This is a genomic window from Novilysobacter selenitireducens, assembly GCF_020026895.1.
GTDB classification, from domain to species: domain Bacteria; phylum Pseudomonadota; class Gammaproteobacteria; order Xanthomonadales; family Xanthomonadaceae; genus Lysobacter_C; species Lysobacter_C selenitireducens.
On the sequence record NZ_JAINZW010000004.1, the window covers coordinates 172,748 to 188,012 of the forward strand.

15 protein-coding genes and 1 tRNA gene are annotated in these 15,265 nt (G+C 70.2%); all 16 read left to right on the forward strand.

The window, feature by feature from the left end:
• The first annotated feature begins 16 nt into the window (after positions 1–16).
• The 16 genes from prmB (at position 17) to K6753_RS10040 (ending at position 15,264) form a co-directional block, all read left to right on the forward strand.
• Complete coding sequence (prmB, locus tag K6753_RS09965) at positions 17–991, forward strand: 50S ribosomal protein L3 N(5)-glutamine methyltransferase (RefSeq protein WP_223676300.1); 975 nt, start codon at positions 17–19, stop codon at positions 989–991.
• Between the two features lie 222 nt (positions 992–1,213).
• The gene (aroC, locus tag K6753_RS09970; protein WP_223676301.1) at positions 1,214–2,320 is read left to right on the forward strand and encodes a chorismate synthase; all 1,107 of its coding nucleotides are present in this window, start codon (positions 1,214–1,216) and stop codon (positions 2,318–2,320) included.
• 172 nt (positions 2,321–2,492) lie between these two features.
• A complete protein-coding gene (locus K6753_RS09975) occupies positions 2,493–3,515 on the forward strand; it encodes an aspartate-semialdehyde dehydrogenase (RefSeq protein WP_223676302.1) in 1,023 nt (340 codons plus the stop codon).
• A gap of 106 nt (positions 3,516–3,621) precedes the next feature.
• On the forward strand, positions 3,622–5,478 hold the full coding sequence (locus tag K6753_RS09980) for a type IV pilus assembly protein FimV (RefSeq protein ID WP_425492104.1): 1,857 nt from the start codon (positions 3,622–3,624) through the stop codon (positions 5,476–5,478).
• Between the two features lie 72 nt (positions 5,479–5,550).
• Positions 5,551–6,345 carry a tRNA pseudouridine(38-40) synthase TruA gene (truA, locus tag K6753_RS09985; RefSeq protein WP_223676475.1) on the forward strand — a complete coding sequence of 265 codons (795 nt, stop codon included), beginning with the start codon at positions 5,551–5,553 and terminating at the stop codon, positions 6,343–6,345.
• Positions 6,342–7,001 carry a phosphoribosylanthranilate isomerase gene (locus tag K6753_RS09990; protein WP_223676303.1) on the forward strand — a complete coding sequence of 220 codons (660 nt, stop codon included), beginning with the start codon at positions 6,342–6,344 and terminating at the stop codon, positions 6,999–7,001. The genes truA and K6753_RS09990 overlap by 4 nt, the downstream gene beginning before the upstream one ends.
• Positions 7,002–7,125: 124 nt before the next feature.
• On the forward strand, positions 7,126–8,343 hold the full coding sequence (gene trpB, locus K6753_RS09995; RefSeq protein WP_223676304.1) for a tryptophan synthase subunit beta: 1,218 nt from the start codon (positions 7,126–7,128) through the stop codon (positions 8,341–8,343).
• 5 nt (positions 8,344–8,348) lie between these two features.
• On the forward strand, positions 8,349–9,152 hold the full coding sequence (trpA, locus tag K6753_RS10000) for a tryptophan synthase subunit alpha (RefSeq protein ID WP_223676305.1): 804 nt from the start codon (positions 8,349–8,351) through the stop codon (positions 9,150–9,152).
• 237 nt (positions 9,153–9,389) lie between these two features.
• Positions 9,390–10,283: an acetyl-CoA carboxylase, carboxyltransferase subunit beta gene (gene accD, locus K6753_RS10005; RefSeq protein ID WP_223676306.1), complete on the forward strand. Its 894-nt coding sequence runs from the start codon at positions 9,390–9,392 to the stop codon at positions 10,281–10,283.
• Positions 10,280–11,623: a phosphoglucosamine mutase gene (gene glmM / locus K6753_RS10010; RefSeq protein ID WP_223676307.1), complete on the forward strand. Its 1,344-nt coding sequence runs from the start codon at positions 10,280–10,282 to the stop codon at positions 11,621–11,623. Before accD ends, glmM begins: the two co-directional genes overlap by 4 nt.
• A 44-nt stretch (positions 11,624–11,667) precedes the next feature.
• A complete protein-coding gene (locus tag K6753_RS10015) occupies positions 11,668–12,618 on the forward strand; it encodes an isopenicillin N synthase family dioxygenase (RefSeq protein WP_223676308.1) in 951 nt (316 codons plus the stop codon).
• 101 nt (positions 12,619–12,719) lie between these two features.
• Entirely contained in the window at positions 12,720–13,469 is a 750-nt protein-coding gene (gene tpiA / locus K6753_RS10020; protein ID WP_223676309.1) for a triose-phosphate isomerase, read from the forward strand.
• Between the two features lie 47 nt (positions 13,470–13,516).
• Entirely contained in the window at positions 13,517–13,939 is a 423-nt protein-coding gene (gene secG, locus K6753_RS10025; RefSeq protein WP_223676310.1) for a preprotein translocase subunit SecG, read from the forward strand.
• Between the two features lie 149 nt (positions 13,940–14,088).
• A tRNA-Leu gene (locus K6753_RS10030) sits at positions 14,089–14,173 on the forward strand.
• Positions 14,174–14,344: 171 nt separating this feature from the next.
• Complete coding sequence (locus K6753_RS10035) at positions 14,345–14,701, forward strand: NADH-quinone oxidoreductase subunit A (RefSeq protein WP_223676311.1); 357 nt, start codon at positions 14,345–14,347, stop codon at positions 14,699–14,701.
• Positions 14,692–15,264, forward strand: coding sequence for a NuoB/complex I 20 kDa subunit family protein (locus tag K6753_RS10040; RefSeq protein ID WP_223676312.1), 573 nt, complete (start codon positions 14,692–14,694; stop codon positions 15,262–15,264). The genes K6753_RS10035 and K6753_RS10040 overlap by 10 nt, the downstream gene beginning before the upstream one ends.
• Position 15,265 lies beyond the last annotated feature (1 nt).

The following is a 15,265-nucleotide window of genomic DNA, read 5'->3' on the forward strand; positions in this document are numbered from 1 at the left end:
CCGTGAATGCGCCGCCATGTCCGCAGGCCCCGCCCGCAGCGCCGCTGCCAATGCGTCCGACTTCGACGTCGCCGACGTGCAGTTCGAGCAGCTGACCATCGTCGACCTGATCCGCCACGGCGGCAGCCGCTTCGCGCAGGCCGGCCTGACCTTCGGCCACAGCTTCGACAACGCGCTGGACGAGGCCACGCAGCTGGTGCTGCACGCGCTGCACATGCCGCACGACCTGAGCCCGGTGTATGGCGCCTCGCGCGTGACCACGGCCGAGAAGGCCAAGGTGCTGGCGTTGTTCGAGCGCCGCATCAACGAGCGCATCCCGGCGGCGTACCTGACCGGCGAGGCGTGGTTCGCGGGCCTGAGTTTCAAGTCCGACCCGCGAGCGCTGGTACCCCGCTCGCCGATCGCCGAACTCATCGAGACCGGTTTTGAGCCGTGGCTGGGCGGCCGCGAGGTGAACCGCGTGCTGGACATGTGCACCGGTTCGGGCTGCATCGCGATTGCCACGGCGCACTACCACCCGGACTGGGAGGTGGTCGGCGCCGACATCAACGAGGATGCGCTGTCGCTGGCACGCGAGAACAAGGACCGCCTGCATGCCGACAACGTCGAGCTGCGCCAGTCCGACCTGTTCGCCGGCCTGCAGGGCGAGGTGTTCGACCTGATCGTCACCAACCCGCCATACGTTACCCACGACGAGACCGACGCGTTGCCGCCGGAGTACGCACACGAGCCCGAACTGGGCCTGCGCGCCGGCGACGACGGCCTGGACCTGGCGCTGCGCATCCTGCGTGACGCGCCCGACCACCTGTCCGAGCATGGCCTGCTGATCTGCGAGGTTGGCGAGGCCGAGCGCGCGCTGGTCGCGCTGCTGCCGGAGCTGCCGATGGCGTGGGTCGAGTTCAAGGTCGGCCAGATGGGGATCTTCGTGGTCGAGCGCAGCGACCTGGTCGAGCACCACGCCCGCATCAAGGCGCTCGCCGACGCGCGCTGATCACCGTGCGGCTGCAGGAGTGGCTTCATCCGGGAAGCCACCCTGATTCGAATGCACCCTGTCGGAGCGACGCATGTCGCGACCGGAAATGATGCGGGTACGAAATTTCCGGCGGGCGTGATCGCGACCCGCGTCGCTCCTACAGGCGAAGCATCGCGGCTGACGCCGCTCCTACAATGGCGGTCTGCCCGGGTCGCCGGGGTGCCCTAACGCGGAGTACCGATGGCCAGCAATACCTTCGGAAAGCTGTTCGCGGTGACGACCTTCGGCGAAAGCCACGGGCCGGCGATCGGCTGCGTCATCGACGGGTGCCCGCCCGGACTTGCGATCGCGCCGGAGGACTTCGCCGGTGACCTGTCACGCCGCGCGACCGGCAAGTCGCGCCACACCTCGCAGCGGCGCGAGGCCGACGAGGTCGAGATCCTCTCGGGCGTGTACGAGGGCCGCACCACCGGCACGCCGATCGGCCTGCTGATCCGCAACACCGACGCGCGCAGCAAGGACTACGACGCGATCGCCGCGCAGTTCCGCCCCGGGCATGCGGACTACACCTACTGGCATAAGTACGGCATCCGAGATCCGCGCGGCGGCGGGCGCTCCAGCGCACGCGAAACAACCATGCGCGTCGCCGCCGGCGTGATCGCGCGCAAGTGGCTGGCCGAGCGCCACGGCGTGCGTATCCAGGGGTTCGTGTCGCAGATCGGCGAGCGCCGGCTCGAGTGCGTGCCCGAGCGCATCGACGCACTCGGCGACGTCGAGGGCAACCCGTTCTTCTGGCCCGATGCCGCGCAGGTGCCGGCGCTGGAAGCGGCGATGGATGCACTGCGCAAGTCCGGCGAATCGGCCGGTGCGCGTGTCGAAGTCATCGCCGAAGGCGTGCCGCCGGGTTGGGGCGAGCCGGTCTACGGCAAGCTGGACGCCGAGCTGGCTGCCGCGCTGATGGGCATCAATGCGGCCAAGGGCGTGGAGATCGGCGCCGGTTTCGAGTCCGTCGCGCAGCCGGGCAGCGTCCACCGCGACCGCATGGACCCCGGCGGCTTCGCCTCCAACCACGCCGGTGGCGTGCTGGGCGGGATCAGCAGCGGGCAGGCCGTGCGGTGCTCGGTCGCGTTCAAGCCGACCTCCAGCCTGCGCCTTCCGGTCGCCGGGCTGGACGTGGACGGCCAGGTGGTGGACATCGTCACCACCGGCCGCCACGACCCCTGCGTCGGCATCCGCGCGGTGCCGATCTGCGAGGCGATGGTCGCGTTGGTGCTGATGGACCAGGCCCTGCGTCACCGCGCCCAGTGCGGCGACGTGGGCGCCATGTCGCCGCGGGTGCCGGGGTAGGGCGTTTTCGCCACGGATGGACACGGACGGAAAGCGTCCTTCTGAATCGCTCTCTTGATGACGGGCAGCGTTCCATCCGCAGTGACGTTGAGCGCGCCTCCCACAGCTAAGCTCTAGCCGCCTTTATCCGTGCCATCCGTGCCATCCGTGGCAACAGACTCTGAGACCCCCCATGACCCACCCCGTCAACGTTGCCATCGTCGGCGCCACCGGCGCCGTCGGCGAGACCATGCTCAAGATCCTCGCCGAGCGCGAGTTCCCGATCGGCCAGCTGCACCTGCTCGCCAGTGAGCGCTCGGCCGGCGACAAGGTCGAGTTCGGCGCGCGCCAGGTCGTCGTGCAGGACCTGGCCGCGTTCGACCCGGCCGGCATCGACATCGCCCTGTTCTCCGCAGGCGGCAGTGTGTCCAAGGAGTACGCGCCGAAGTTCGCCGCCGCCGGTGCGGTGGTGATCGACAACTCCTCGGCCTTCCGGCAGGACGACGACGTGCCGCTCGTGGTCGCCGAAGTGAACCCGGAGGCGATGAAGCAGCGCCCCCGCGGCATCGTCGCCAACCCCAACTGCTCGACCATGCAGATGCTGGTCGCGCTGGCGCCGATCCACCGCGAGGCCGGCATCGAGCGCATCAACGTCGCCACCTACCAGTCGGTGTCGGGCACCGGCCGCAAGGCCCTGGAGGAGCTCGGCCGGCAGACCGCCGGCATGCTCAACTTCCAGGACCCCAAGCCCGAGGTGTACCCGGTGCAGATCGCCTTCAACGTGATCCCGCACGGGGGCGATTTCTGCGACAACGGCTACACCACCGAGGAAATGAAGCTGGTCTGGGAGACCCGCAAGATCCTCGGCGACGAGTCGATTCAGGTGAATGCGACCGTGGTGCGCGTACCGGTGTTCTACGGGCACTCCGAGGCGGTGCACATCGAGACGCGCGAGAAGATCGGCGCTGCGCGCGTACGCGAACTGCTGCAGTCCGCGCCGGGCGTCGAAGTGGTGGACGAACGCGAAGGCGGCGGCTACCCCACGCCGGTCACCCACGCCTCCGGCAACGACCCGGTGTACGTGGGCCGCATCCGTGACGACATCTCGCACCCGCGCGGGGTTTCGCTGTGGGTGGTGGCCGACAACATCCGCAAGGGCGCGGCGCTCAATGCGGTGCAATTGGCCGAGCTGGTGCTGGCCGAACGCAACGCCTGAACACGCCGCCCGGCGCCCAAGGCGCCTGCTGAACACGCCCACGCGCATTGCCGCCCCGGGCGCCGCTCGCTAGAGTCGCGCCTTGGGGAAGGCAGTGGGAGTACGCGTGAAGCGATTGATGCGGTCGGCGTTGGCGGTGTCCCTGGCGCTGGCCAGCGGCGCGGCGGCGGCGTTGGGCCTCGGCCAGATCCAGCTCAAGTCCGGGCTGGGCGAGCCGCTGCTGGCCGAAATCCCGATCATTTCCAACGACCCGTCCGAGCTGGAGCGCCTGCGCGCCAGCCTCGCGTCGCCGGCGACATTCGCCCGTGTCGGCCTGCAGCCGCCGGATGCGGTGATGGCCGACCTGCAGTTCGTCTCCGCCCTGGACGCGCGCGGCAACCCGGTGATCCGGGTCACCAGCACCCAGCCGATCACCCAGCCGCTGCTGACCTTCCTGGTGGAAGTCAACTGGGGGCAGGGACGGCTGGTGCGCGAGTACTCGACGCTGATCGACGCCCCGCGCACCGCGGCCGCGCCGATGCAGCCGCCGATCCAGGCGCCGCAGGCGGCCCCGTCCAACACCATCGTGCGCGAGCCCGACCCGGTGCCGGCCACCCAGCCGGCGCAGGAGGCAGACCCCGTCGCGTCGGCGCCGCCCGAGGCGGAATCCGACCCGGAGCCCGCGCCCATTACCGTGCCGCCGGCGCAACCCGCGCCGCGTCCCGTGGCCGCCGCCCCGGCAGCGCCCGCGGCACCGTCGCCCATCGAAGGCGGCCGTTACGACGTGCAGGCCGGCGATACGTTGTCGGCGATCGCGGGCCGCATCGAAGGCGTCAGCGTCAACCAGGCGATGATCGCGCTGCTGCGCGAGAACCCGGGCGCCTTCATCGACGGCAACATCCACCTGGTCAAGGCCGGCGCGGTGTTGCAGATTCCCGACGCCAGCGCGCTGGCCCAGGTCGACTCGGCCGAGGCCGCGGCGCTGGTGCGTTCGCAAACGCAGCAGTGGCGAGAGGCCACCGCGGCCGTGCCTCAGCCGGCCGTGGCCGATGCCGACCCGGTCGATGCGGGCAATGCCGCGTCACCGGCCGCATCCGGTCGCACGGCCGATGCACGTTTGGAAATCGTTCCGCCCGGCGCCAGCGATGCGTCGACAGCGGGTACCCAGTCCGGCACCAGTGCCGGGGGCGAGGGCGACATGTTGCGACAGGAACTGCAGACCACCCAGGAAACGCTCGCCGCACGCGATGCCGAGCTGGACGAGATGAAGAGCCGGCTGGCCGAGCTGGAGAAGCTGCAGCAACAGCAGCAGCAACTCCTGGAAATGAAGGACAGCGAGCTGGCCGCCGCGCAGCAGCGGCTGGCGCAGAGCAACGACGCGCAGGCGCCGATGTCCGCTACGCCTTGGCTGGTGGGCGGCGGCGCCGTGCTGCTGTTCGCGCTGCTGGGCTGGTGGCTGGGCCGCCGTCGCGCCGCGACGCCCGTGTTCCGCGCGCCGCCGGAGCGAACCTCGAGCATTGCCGATGCGTTCCCGTCGGGGGCGATGGTCGCGCCGACCGTCCGTGCCGAACCCACTCCAGAACCTGTGCCGGACGTGGAGTCGCCTGCGAGCGAGCCGGCACGGGCCGATCGTGCGCAATCGACGCCGGCTGAGGCCGCTCCGGTGGTTGCGGAGCGGGTCGACACGCCGGAGGTCGCGCCCGCCGCGGCTCCCGTGGTCGCCGAAGAACAGGCGTCGCTCTGGGACCGCCGCGAGCGCGACCCGGTGCCCAGCGGTCGCGCGCCGACCTGGCACGACGGTAGCCGCGCCCCCGCGACGGCGCCGGTCGACGCCGCGTCCGGACACGACCGCCTGGAACTCGCCCGCGCCTACGTCGCGTTGGGCGACCACGGCAGTGCACGTCAGTTGCTGCAGGAAGTCGCCGGCCATGGCGATGCCGATGCGCGCCAGCAGGCCGAGCAGATGCTGCGCGACCTCGCCTGATCCGTGGATGCCGCGACGCTGCCCGGTGCGGCCCCGACCGATCCGGCGCCGGTCGCGCTGCGCCGGTTCGCCATGGGTATCGAGTACGACGGCTCGGCATTTTCAGGCTGGCAGCGGCTGACCCGTCCGGGCGAGGAAGATCGACGCGGGGAGGCCACCGTGCAGCAGGCCGTCGAGCAGGCGCTGTCGTTCGTGGCGGGCCGCCGCACCGACGTGGTCTGCGCGGGCCGCACGGACGCCGGCGTGCACGGGGCCTGCCAGGTCATCCATTTCGACGGCCCGGCCGCGCGCGACCCGCGTGGCTGGACGTTGGGGACGACCTCGCGCCTGCCGGCTTCGGTATGTGCATTGTGGTGCGTGCCGGTGGGCGACGATTTCCACGCGCGCTTTTCCGCGCGCGCGCGTCGCTACCGCTATCGCATCCTCAACCGCAACGTGCGGCCCGCGCTGGGCCGCGGCATGCTGACCTGGGAGCGTCGCCGGCTGGACGTGGCGGCGATGCACCGTGCTGCGCAGGCGTTGGTCGGCGAGCATGACTTCTCCGCATTCCGAACCGTGCACTGCCAGGCACCGCACGCGCGGCGCGACCTGCAGGCCATCAGCGTGACGCGCCAGGACGACGTGGTGGAGGTGCAGGTGCAGGCCAATGCCTTCCTGCACCACATGGTGCGCAACATTGTCGGTAGCCTGTTGCTGGTGGGGCGTGGCGAACAACCGGAGGACTGGGTCGGGCAGGTGCTGGCCGGCCGCGACCGGACCCGGGCCGGCCCCACCGCACCTCCCGATGGACTGGTTTTCCTCGGTCCGCTGTATCCCGCCGAATGCGGCCTTCCGGCCAACGTGACCCTGCAGAGCCCCGCGCCATGAACAAAACCCTGTTCCGCACCCGAATCAAATTCTGCGGTTTCACCCGGCCCGGCGATGTCCGCCTGGCGTGCGAGCTGGGGGCCGATGCGATCGGTTTCGTGTTCGCGCCCGAGAGTCCGCGGCGCGTGGCGCCGGAAGAGGCGCGCGCGATGCGCCACGCGCTGGCGCCGCTGGTCGACGCGGTCGCCCTGTTCATGGACAACCCGGTGGACGAAGTGCGCGAAGTCGTGAAACAGGTGCGGCCGAGCCTGCTGCAGTTCCACGGCAGCGAGGACGACGCGTTCTGCCGCGGCTTCGGCGTGCCGTACGTCAAGGCGATCCCGATGGGGACCGAACTGGCCGAGCAGCACCCGGCGAACATCCACATGCGCTACCCGTCGGCGGCGGGCTTCCTGTTCGACAGCCACTCCGTCGGCACCCAGGGAGGCAGCGGCGAAGTGTTCGACTGGTCGCGCATCCCCGCCGGCGTCCAGAAGCCCTTCATGCTGGCCGGCGGCCTGCATGCCGGGAACATCTTCGACGCGATCATCGGCACGCTGCCGTGGGGCGTGGACGTCTCCAGCGGCATCGAAAGCGAGCCTGGCCTGAAGGATGGCGAGAAGATGCGCCGGTTCGTCGAAGAGGTCCGCCGCGCAGATTGCCACCAGCTCGAGTAACCGGGCACGACCGGAACGCTACGTCGCGCCGGCCCTGCCGGGGCGGCGCGGTCGATCGCCTACACTTGGAATGCCGGCCGATTGCCGGCATTGCCGTCTTTGAATTCCACTTCAGGTGCCACGCATGGCTGCCTCGCCCCCCATCGATTACCACGCCTACCCGGACGCCGCCGGCCATTTCGGCCGCTACGGCGGGCGGTTCGTCGCCGAAACGCTGGTCGGCCCGCTGCAGGAACTGGCCGCGGCCTACGACGCCGCGCGCGTCGACCCCGGGTTCATTGCCGCGTTCGAGCGCGACCTCGCGCACTACGTCGGCCGCCCCAGCCCGATCTACTTTGCCGAGCGCCTGAGCCGCGAGGTCGGCGGCGCGCGCATCCTGCTCAAGCGCGAGGACCTGAACCACACCGGCGCGCACAAGATCAACAACACCATCGGCCAGGCCCTGCTCGCCAGCCGCATGGGCAAGACCCGAATCATCGCCGAGACGGGCGCCGGCCAGCACGGCGTCGCCAGTGCCACGGTCGCGGCGCGTCTGGGGCTCGAGTGCGTGGTCTACATGGGTGCGACCGACATCGAGCGCCAGAAGATCAACGTTTACCGCATGAACCTGCTGGGCGCGAAGGTGGTGCCGGTGGAGAGCGGCTCGGCCACGCTCAAAGACGCGCTCAACGAGGCGATGCGCGACTGGGTGACGAACGTGGAGGACACGTTCTACATCATCGGCACCGTCGCCGGCCCGGACCCGTATCCGCGCATGGTGCGTGACTTCAACGCGGTGGTCGGCCGGGAGGCACGGGCGCAGATGGTGGCCGAGTACGGCCGCCTGCCCGATGCGGTGACCGCGTGCGTCGGTGGTGGCAGCAATGCGATCGGCGTGTTCCATGCCTTCCTCAACGATGGCGACGTGCGCCTGGTCGGCGCCGAAGCGGCGGGCGACGGTATCGACACCGGCCGCCACGCCGCATCGCTGGCGGCGGGCCGCCCCGGCGTGCTGCACGGCAACCGCACCTACGTGATCTGCGACGACGACGGCCAGATCACCGAAACCCACTCGGTGTCGGCCGGGCTGGACTACCCGGGCGTCGGCCCGGAGCATGCGTTCCTCAAGGACACCGGGCGCGCCGAGTACGTCGGCGTCAGCGACGACGAGGCGCTGGCCGCGTTCCACCAGCTGGCCCGCACCGAGGGCATCCTGCCCGCGCTCGAGTCCAGCCACGCCATCGCCCAGGCAGTGAAGCTGGCGCGCGAGCTGCCGGCCGACGCGCTGGTGCTGTGCAACCTGTCCGGACGCGGGGACAAGGACGTGCACACGATCGCCGCGCGCGAGGGGCTGACGTTTTGAGCGCCATGAACCGCATCGACGCCCGCTTCGCCCACCTCAAGGCCACCGGCCGCAAGGCGCTGGTGCCCTTCATCACCGCCGGCGACCCGGTGCTGGACGCCACGGTGCCGGTGATGCACGCGCTGGTCGCCGCCGGTGCGGACGTCATCGAGCTGGGGGTGCCGTTCTCCGACCCGATGGCCGACGGGCCGACGATCCAGCGCAGTTCCGAGCGCGCCATCGGCAGGGGCGCGGGGCTGGGTTACGTGCTCGACAGCGTCCGGGCATTCCGCGCCACGGACGCGGACACCCCCGTCGTTCTGATGGGTTACCTCAATCCGATCGAGATCCGCGGCGCCGACCGGTTCGCGCGCGAGGCCGCCGACGCCGGCGTGGACGGGGTCCTGCTGGTCGACCTGCCGCCGGAGGAAGCCGCCGAGTTCCGCGACGCGTTCGATGCCGCGGGCATCGCACTGATCCTGCTGGCCTCGCCGACGACGTCGGAGGCGCGTGTCGGGCAGTTGTGCGACCTCGCGGCGGGGTACCTGTACTACGTGAGTTTCGCGGGCGTCACCGGCGCGGACCGGCTCGACACCGGCGCCGCCGGGGACCGCCTGGCGACCATCCGCGAGCGAAGCGGCGTGCCGGTCGTTGCCGGCTTCGGCATCAAGGACGCCGCCAGCGCCGCCTCCATGGCCCGCCAGGCCGACGGAGTCGTCGTAGGCAGTGCCCTGGTCGCCGCGCTTGAAGGCGCCGTGGATGCGGACGAGGCGGCGCGCCATGCAGGCGCGTTCCTGGCCCCGCTGCGCGCCGCGCTCGACGCCGGCTGAAGCGTTCAGCACGGCGCGGGCCGGACCCGCGCCAAGGGCGGCTCGCCGCATGGAACGGGCAGGCACCCGTCGACGGCATTAAACTGTCCGGCCGCCTGTTCGCCGGGCCCGGTCCCATATGCGTGGACCCGGTCCGACCCAAGGACGCAGTTTCGGCCGGTAGTGCCGTAGCGCGGACATGGCTCCACGGCTCCGCACGGCAGCCGCCGAACCACGAGAAAGCGAGAACCCACCAGGATGAGCTGGCTCAAGAAACTCATGCCCTCGGGCATCCGGACCGATTCGGCCGCTGCCAACAAGCGGCGCAGCGTGCCCGAGGGGCTTTGGGAGAAGTGCGACCGCTGCGGCGCCGTGCTCTACCGGCCGGAGCTGGAAGAGAACCTGGAGGTCTGCCCGAAGTGCAACTTCCACATGGCCATCCGCGCCCGCGCGCGCCTGAAGTCGCTGTTCGACGCGGGCAGCATGCAGGAGATCGCCGCCGAGCTCGGGCCGACCGACGTGCTCAAGTTCAAGGACCAGAAGAAGTACGGCGAGCGCATCAAGGCCGCGCAGAAGTCCACCGGCGAGCGTGACGCCCTCATCGCCATGCGCGGCACGCTCAAGCAGCGCCCGCTGGTCGCGTGCTCGTTCGACTTCGCCTACATGGGCGGTTCGATGGGTTCGGTGGTGGGCGAGCGCTTTGCCCGCGCCGCCGAGACGTCGCTGGAGATCGGCTGCCCGCTGGTGTGCTTCTCGGCCACCGGCGGCGCACGCATGCAGGAAAGCCTGTTCTCGCTGATGCAGATGGCCAAGACGTCGGCGGCGCTGGGCCGCCTGCGCGCGGCTGGTCTGCCGTACATCTCGGTGATGACGCATCCGACCACCGGTGGCGTTTCCGCCTCGCTGGCGATGCTGGGCGACATCAACCTGGCCGAGCCCGAGGCCCTGATCGGCTTCGCCGGCCCGCGGGTGATCGAGCAGACCGTGCGCGAGACGCTGCCGGAAGGCTTCCAGCGCAGCGAGTTCCTGCTCGAGCACGGTGCGGTGGACCAGATCTGCGACCGACGCGAGATGCGCGAGCGCATCGCCCAGCTGCTCGCGTTGCTGATGAAGCAGCCCGCACCGGCCGAGGACGAAGAGGTGGCCGCGTGAGCCGGAAGTATTTCGGCACCGACGGCATCCGCGGCCGGGTCGGGCAGGGTGCGATTTCGGCGGACTTCGTGTTGCGCCTGGGCAACGCCTACGGGCATGCGCTGACGCGCAACGAGTGGCGCAAGCCGGTGGTGATCATCGGCAAGGACACCCGTATTTCGAACTACATGTTCGAAGCCGCGCTGGAGGCGGGGCTGGTCGCGGCCGGTGTCGACGTGCAGCTGATGGGACCAATGCCGACTCCGGCCGTCGCGCACCTGACGCGCTCGCTGCGTGCCGATGGCGGCATCGTGATTTCCGCCTCGCACAACCCGCACCACGACAACGGCATCAAGTTCTTCTCCGCCTACGGCGAGAAGCTCGACGACGCCACCGAACTGGCGATCGAGGCCGCGCTGGACGAACCGTTCCGCACCGTCGAGTCCGACCGGCTGGGCAAGGCACTGCGCACGCGCGATGCCATCGGCCGCTACGTGGAGGCGTGCAAGAACGCCGTGCCGCGCGGCTTCGACCTGGGCGGCCTGCGCATCGCGATGGACTGCGCCAACGGCGCGACCTACCAGATCGGGCCGCTGGTGCTGCGCGAACTGGGCGCACGCGTCGATGCGGTCGGCGTGGACCCCAACGGCACCAACATCAACGACGGCGTGGGCTCGACCCACCCGCAGTTCCTCGCCGCGCGCGTGCGCGAGACCGGCGCCGACGTTGGCATCGCCTTCGACGGCGACGGCGACCGCGTGCTGTTCATCGATGCCGACGGCGCCGTCTGCGACGGCGACGACCTGCTGTACGTGCTGGCCAGCGACTGGCTGGCCAGCGGCCGCCTCCGCGGGCCGGTGGTCGGCACGCTCATGACCAACTACGGGCTGGAGCGGGCGTTTGCCGAGCGCGGCATCGGCTTCATCCGTGCCAAGGTCGGCGACCGCTACGTGCACCAGCAGCTGGTCGCCAACGACGGCGTGCTGGGCGGCGAGACGTCAGGCCACCTGCTGTGCCTGGACAGTGCCAGCACCGGCGACGGCATCATCAGCGCGCTGCAGGTGCTGGAGGTGCTCAAGCGCCGCAAGCTGACGCTGCGCCAAGCGCTGGCGGGCCTGGTCAAGGTGCCGCAGAAGACCGTCAACGTCCGCTACGAGGGCGACGCCCGGCCGGCCGAGGCGCCGGCAGTGCAGGCCGCGCTGGCCGACGCGCAGCGCGCGGTGCAGGGGCGCGGTCGGGCCTTCCTGCGGCCGTCGGGCACGGAACCGGTGGTGCGGGTCACGGTCGAAGCCGATGACGACACCCTGATGCAGGGCACCCTGGACACGCTGGCCGGCGCCGTCCGCGCCGCGGCGGCCTGATTCTCCTGACTTTGCCGGGCCGGTTGCCGGCCCGATGGACTTCCATGAACGCGATTCCCACGCTCGACATCCGCCGCTTCACGCATCCCTCCAGCCCGGCCGACCGCGACGCCTTCGTCCAGGAGCTGGGCACGGCCTACCGCGAGTGGGGCTTCGCCGGCATCCGCGGCCATGGCATCGACGATGCTCGCATTGCCGCCTCGTACGACGTCTTCAAGCGCTTCTTCGCGCTGCCCGAAGACACCAAGCGCAAGTACCACGTCCCCGGCAGCGGCGGCGCACGCGGCTACACGCCCTTCGGCGTGGAAACGGCCAAGGGCGCCAAGCACCACGATCTCAAGGAGTTCTGGCATATCGGACGCGAGATCCCGCGCGATTCGAAGTACGCCGACGTGATGCCGCCCAACCTGTGGCCGGAGGAGGTCGACGGCTTCCGCGCGCACGGCTACGGGTTGTACGAAGCGCTGGATGCACTGGGTTCGCAAGTGCTGTCTGCGCTGGCGCTGCACATCGGGCTGCCGGCGGACTACTTCGTCGACAAGACCGATTCCGGCAACTCGATCCTGCGGCCGATCCACTACCCGCCGATCACCTCCGACGATATCCCCAACGAGCGCGCCGGCGCGCACGAGGACATCAACCTGATCACCCTGCTGGTCGGCGCCAGCGCGGAAGGCCTCGAGGTGCGTTCGCGCAAGGGCGACTGGGTGCCGTTCACCGCCGACGCCGACACCATCGTCGTCAACATCGGCGACATGCTGCAGCGCCTGACCAACCACGTGTACCCCTCGACCACGCACCGCGTGGTCAACCCGCCGGGCGAGAAGGCGCGCCAGCCGCGCTATTCCACGCCGTTCTTCCTGCACCCCAATCCCGATTTCGTGATCGACGTGCTGCCTTCGACGGTCACCGCCGACAACCCCAGCCGGTACCCCGAGGCGATCACCGCGCAGGGGTACCTGGAAGAGCGGCTGCGCGAGATCAAGCTGAAGTAGCGGCTTGCCGGTCGTGGCGGAAGCGGGTGGGGCGCACGCGTCGAGCTTGCCCACCCGATGGTGCGCCGCTAGGCTTTCGCGACCTTTGATTGGGAGCCGCCATGCGCCGCAGGATCGTCGCCGGTAACTGGAAACTGCACGGCACCCGTGCGTTCGCATTCGAGCTGCTCGATGCGGTGGTGGGCGCTGGCGCGGAAGGCGTCGAGCGGATCATCCTGCCGCCGCTGCCGTACCTGGGCGAGCTGGTCGAGCACTACGGCGAGCGGGGCCTGGCCTTCGGTGCGCAGGACGTCAGTGCCAACACCCAGGGGGCCTACACCGGCGAGGTGTCGGCCGCGATGCTGATGGACGTGGGCGCGCGCTACGGGCTTGTGGGCCATTCCGAGCGGCGGCAGTACCACGGCGAGACCAGCGAGCAGGTGGCGGCCAAGTTCTTCGCCGCGCGCGAGGCCGGGCTGACGCCGATCCTGTGCGTCGGCGAGACCCTCAGCCAGCGCGAGGACGGTCAGACCGAATGGCGCATCCAGAAGCAACTGGCGCCGATCCTGGAGCAGGGCGGGGCGGCCGCGCTGGATGGCGCGATCGTCGCGTACGAGCCGGTCTGGGCCATCGGCACCGGCAAGACCGCCAGCCCGGAGCAGGCGCAGGCCGTGCATGCATTCATTCGTGGCGAAATCGCCGCATACGATGCTAGAATCGCGGGCTCGCTGCCCATCCTGTACGGGGGCAGCGTCAAGCCCGACAATGCGGCGGCGCTGTTTTCGCAGCCCGACGTCGACGGCGGGCTGGTCGGAGGCGCCTCGCTGGCCGCGGCCGACTTCAACGCCATCGCAACCGCGGCGGCGCCCTGACGCCACCGGCTAGCCGGTAGGCGTCCAACGCAACAAGAGTCTTTCCGATGCTGTTGTTCCTCAACGTCATCTACGTGCTGGTCGCGATCTCGATGGTCGCGCTGATCCTGATGCAACGCGGCGCGGGTGCGCAGGCGGGCTCGGGCTTCGGCGGCGGCGCGTCGGCCACCGTGTTCGGTTCGCGCGGCGCGTCTAACTTCCTGTCCAAGGCCACCAAGTGGCTGGCTATCACGTTTTTCGGGATCAGCCTGTTCATGGCATGGCAGGCGACGCACCGCGCCACCGGCGGCGATACGCCGGCGCAGGACCTCGGGCTGATGTCCGAGGTGCCCGCCGCGGCCGCCCCGGCGGCTGGCCAGGAGCGGGCGCCCGCGCAGGTGCCGGCCCAGCCGCAGGTCCCGCAGGCCGCGCCGGAGCAGGCGCCGGCCGAGGTGCCCGCCGCACCGGCCGAGGGTGGCGACACGCAGTAACTGCCCACAGTGGCACCGCGTTACGCGATAATGCGAGTTCTTGGCGCCCGGCACGGATCGCGGGGTGCGGATCAGCAATGATCGACGACACCGGTCGGCATGTACGGGGTCACGGCCAGGACGGCCTGCAGCACAACTGGATGGCCATTGCCCAGGTGGCGGAATTGGTAGACGCACTACCTTGAGGTGGTAGCGGCTTCGGTCGTGGGGGTTCGAGTCCCCCCTTGGGCACCATTCCAGTGGTGATGCATCAATCAGGCGTGGCGGCCCTCCGGGACCGTCCGCGCAGTACCGGCGGTTCCGCGTCTACGTGGTCGCCACGCGCCTCGCGCGCACAGCGGCGCCCGGCGCCGCGCCAAGGCCGTGGTGACGCGGCCGTCGCCAAAGAGAAGCCGAGAGAGCACCGTGCTGGCCGAATACCTGCCGACCCTGTTGTTCCTGATCGTCGCCGGCGGCATCGGCGTGGCCCTGCTGGTCGTGGGCAGCGTGCTCGGGCCCCGGCGTCCGACCGCGGAGAAGCTGGCGCCGTACGAGTGCGGCTTCGAGGCTTTCGAGGACGCGCGCATGCAGTTCGACGTGCGCTACTACCTCATCGCCATCCAGTTCATCATCTTCGACCTGGAAATCATCTTCATCGTCCCCTGGGCCACCGTGTTCCGCGACCTCGGAATCATCGGGCTGGTCGAGATGGGCATCTTCGCCAGCATGCTCCTGCTGGGCTTCGTCTACGTCTGGAAGAAAGGGGCGCTGGAATGGGAGTGACCCAGACCATCTCCGGCCTGATGCACAACCCGCTGCCCGAAGGGCGGCTGGACGACATCCTGCGGCCGGAAGCCGACAACCCCGTGATGCAGCAGGGGTTCGTCACCACCAACCTCGACACGCTGTGGAACTGGGCGCGCACCGGCTCGATGTGGCCGATGACGTTCGGCCTGGCGTGCTGCGCGGTCGAGATGATGCACGCCGGCGCGTCGCGCCTGGACCTGGACCGCTATGGCGTGGTGTTCCGCCCGTCGCCGCGCCAGTCCGACGTGATGATCGTGGCCGGCACGCTGGTCAACAAGATGGCCCCGGCGTTGCGCAAGGTCTACGACCAGATGCCCGACCCCAAGTGGGTGATCTCGATGGGCAGCTGCGCCAACGGCGGTGGCTACTACCACTACTCGTACTCGGTGGTGCGCGGTTGCGACCGCGTGGTGCCGGTCGACGTCTACGTCCCGGGCTGCCCGCCCACGGCCGAAGCGCTGGTCTACGGCATCCTGCAGCTGCAGAAGAAGATCCGCCGCGGCACCAACTTCGGCGACAGCAAGCAGGGCGTGCGCTGAC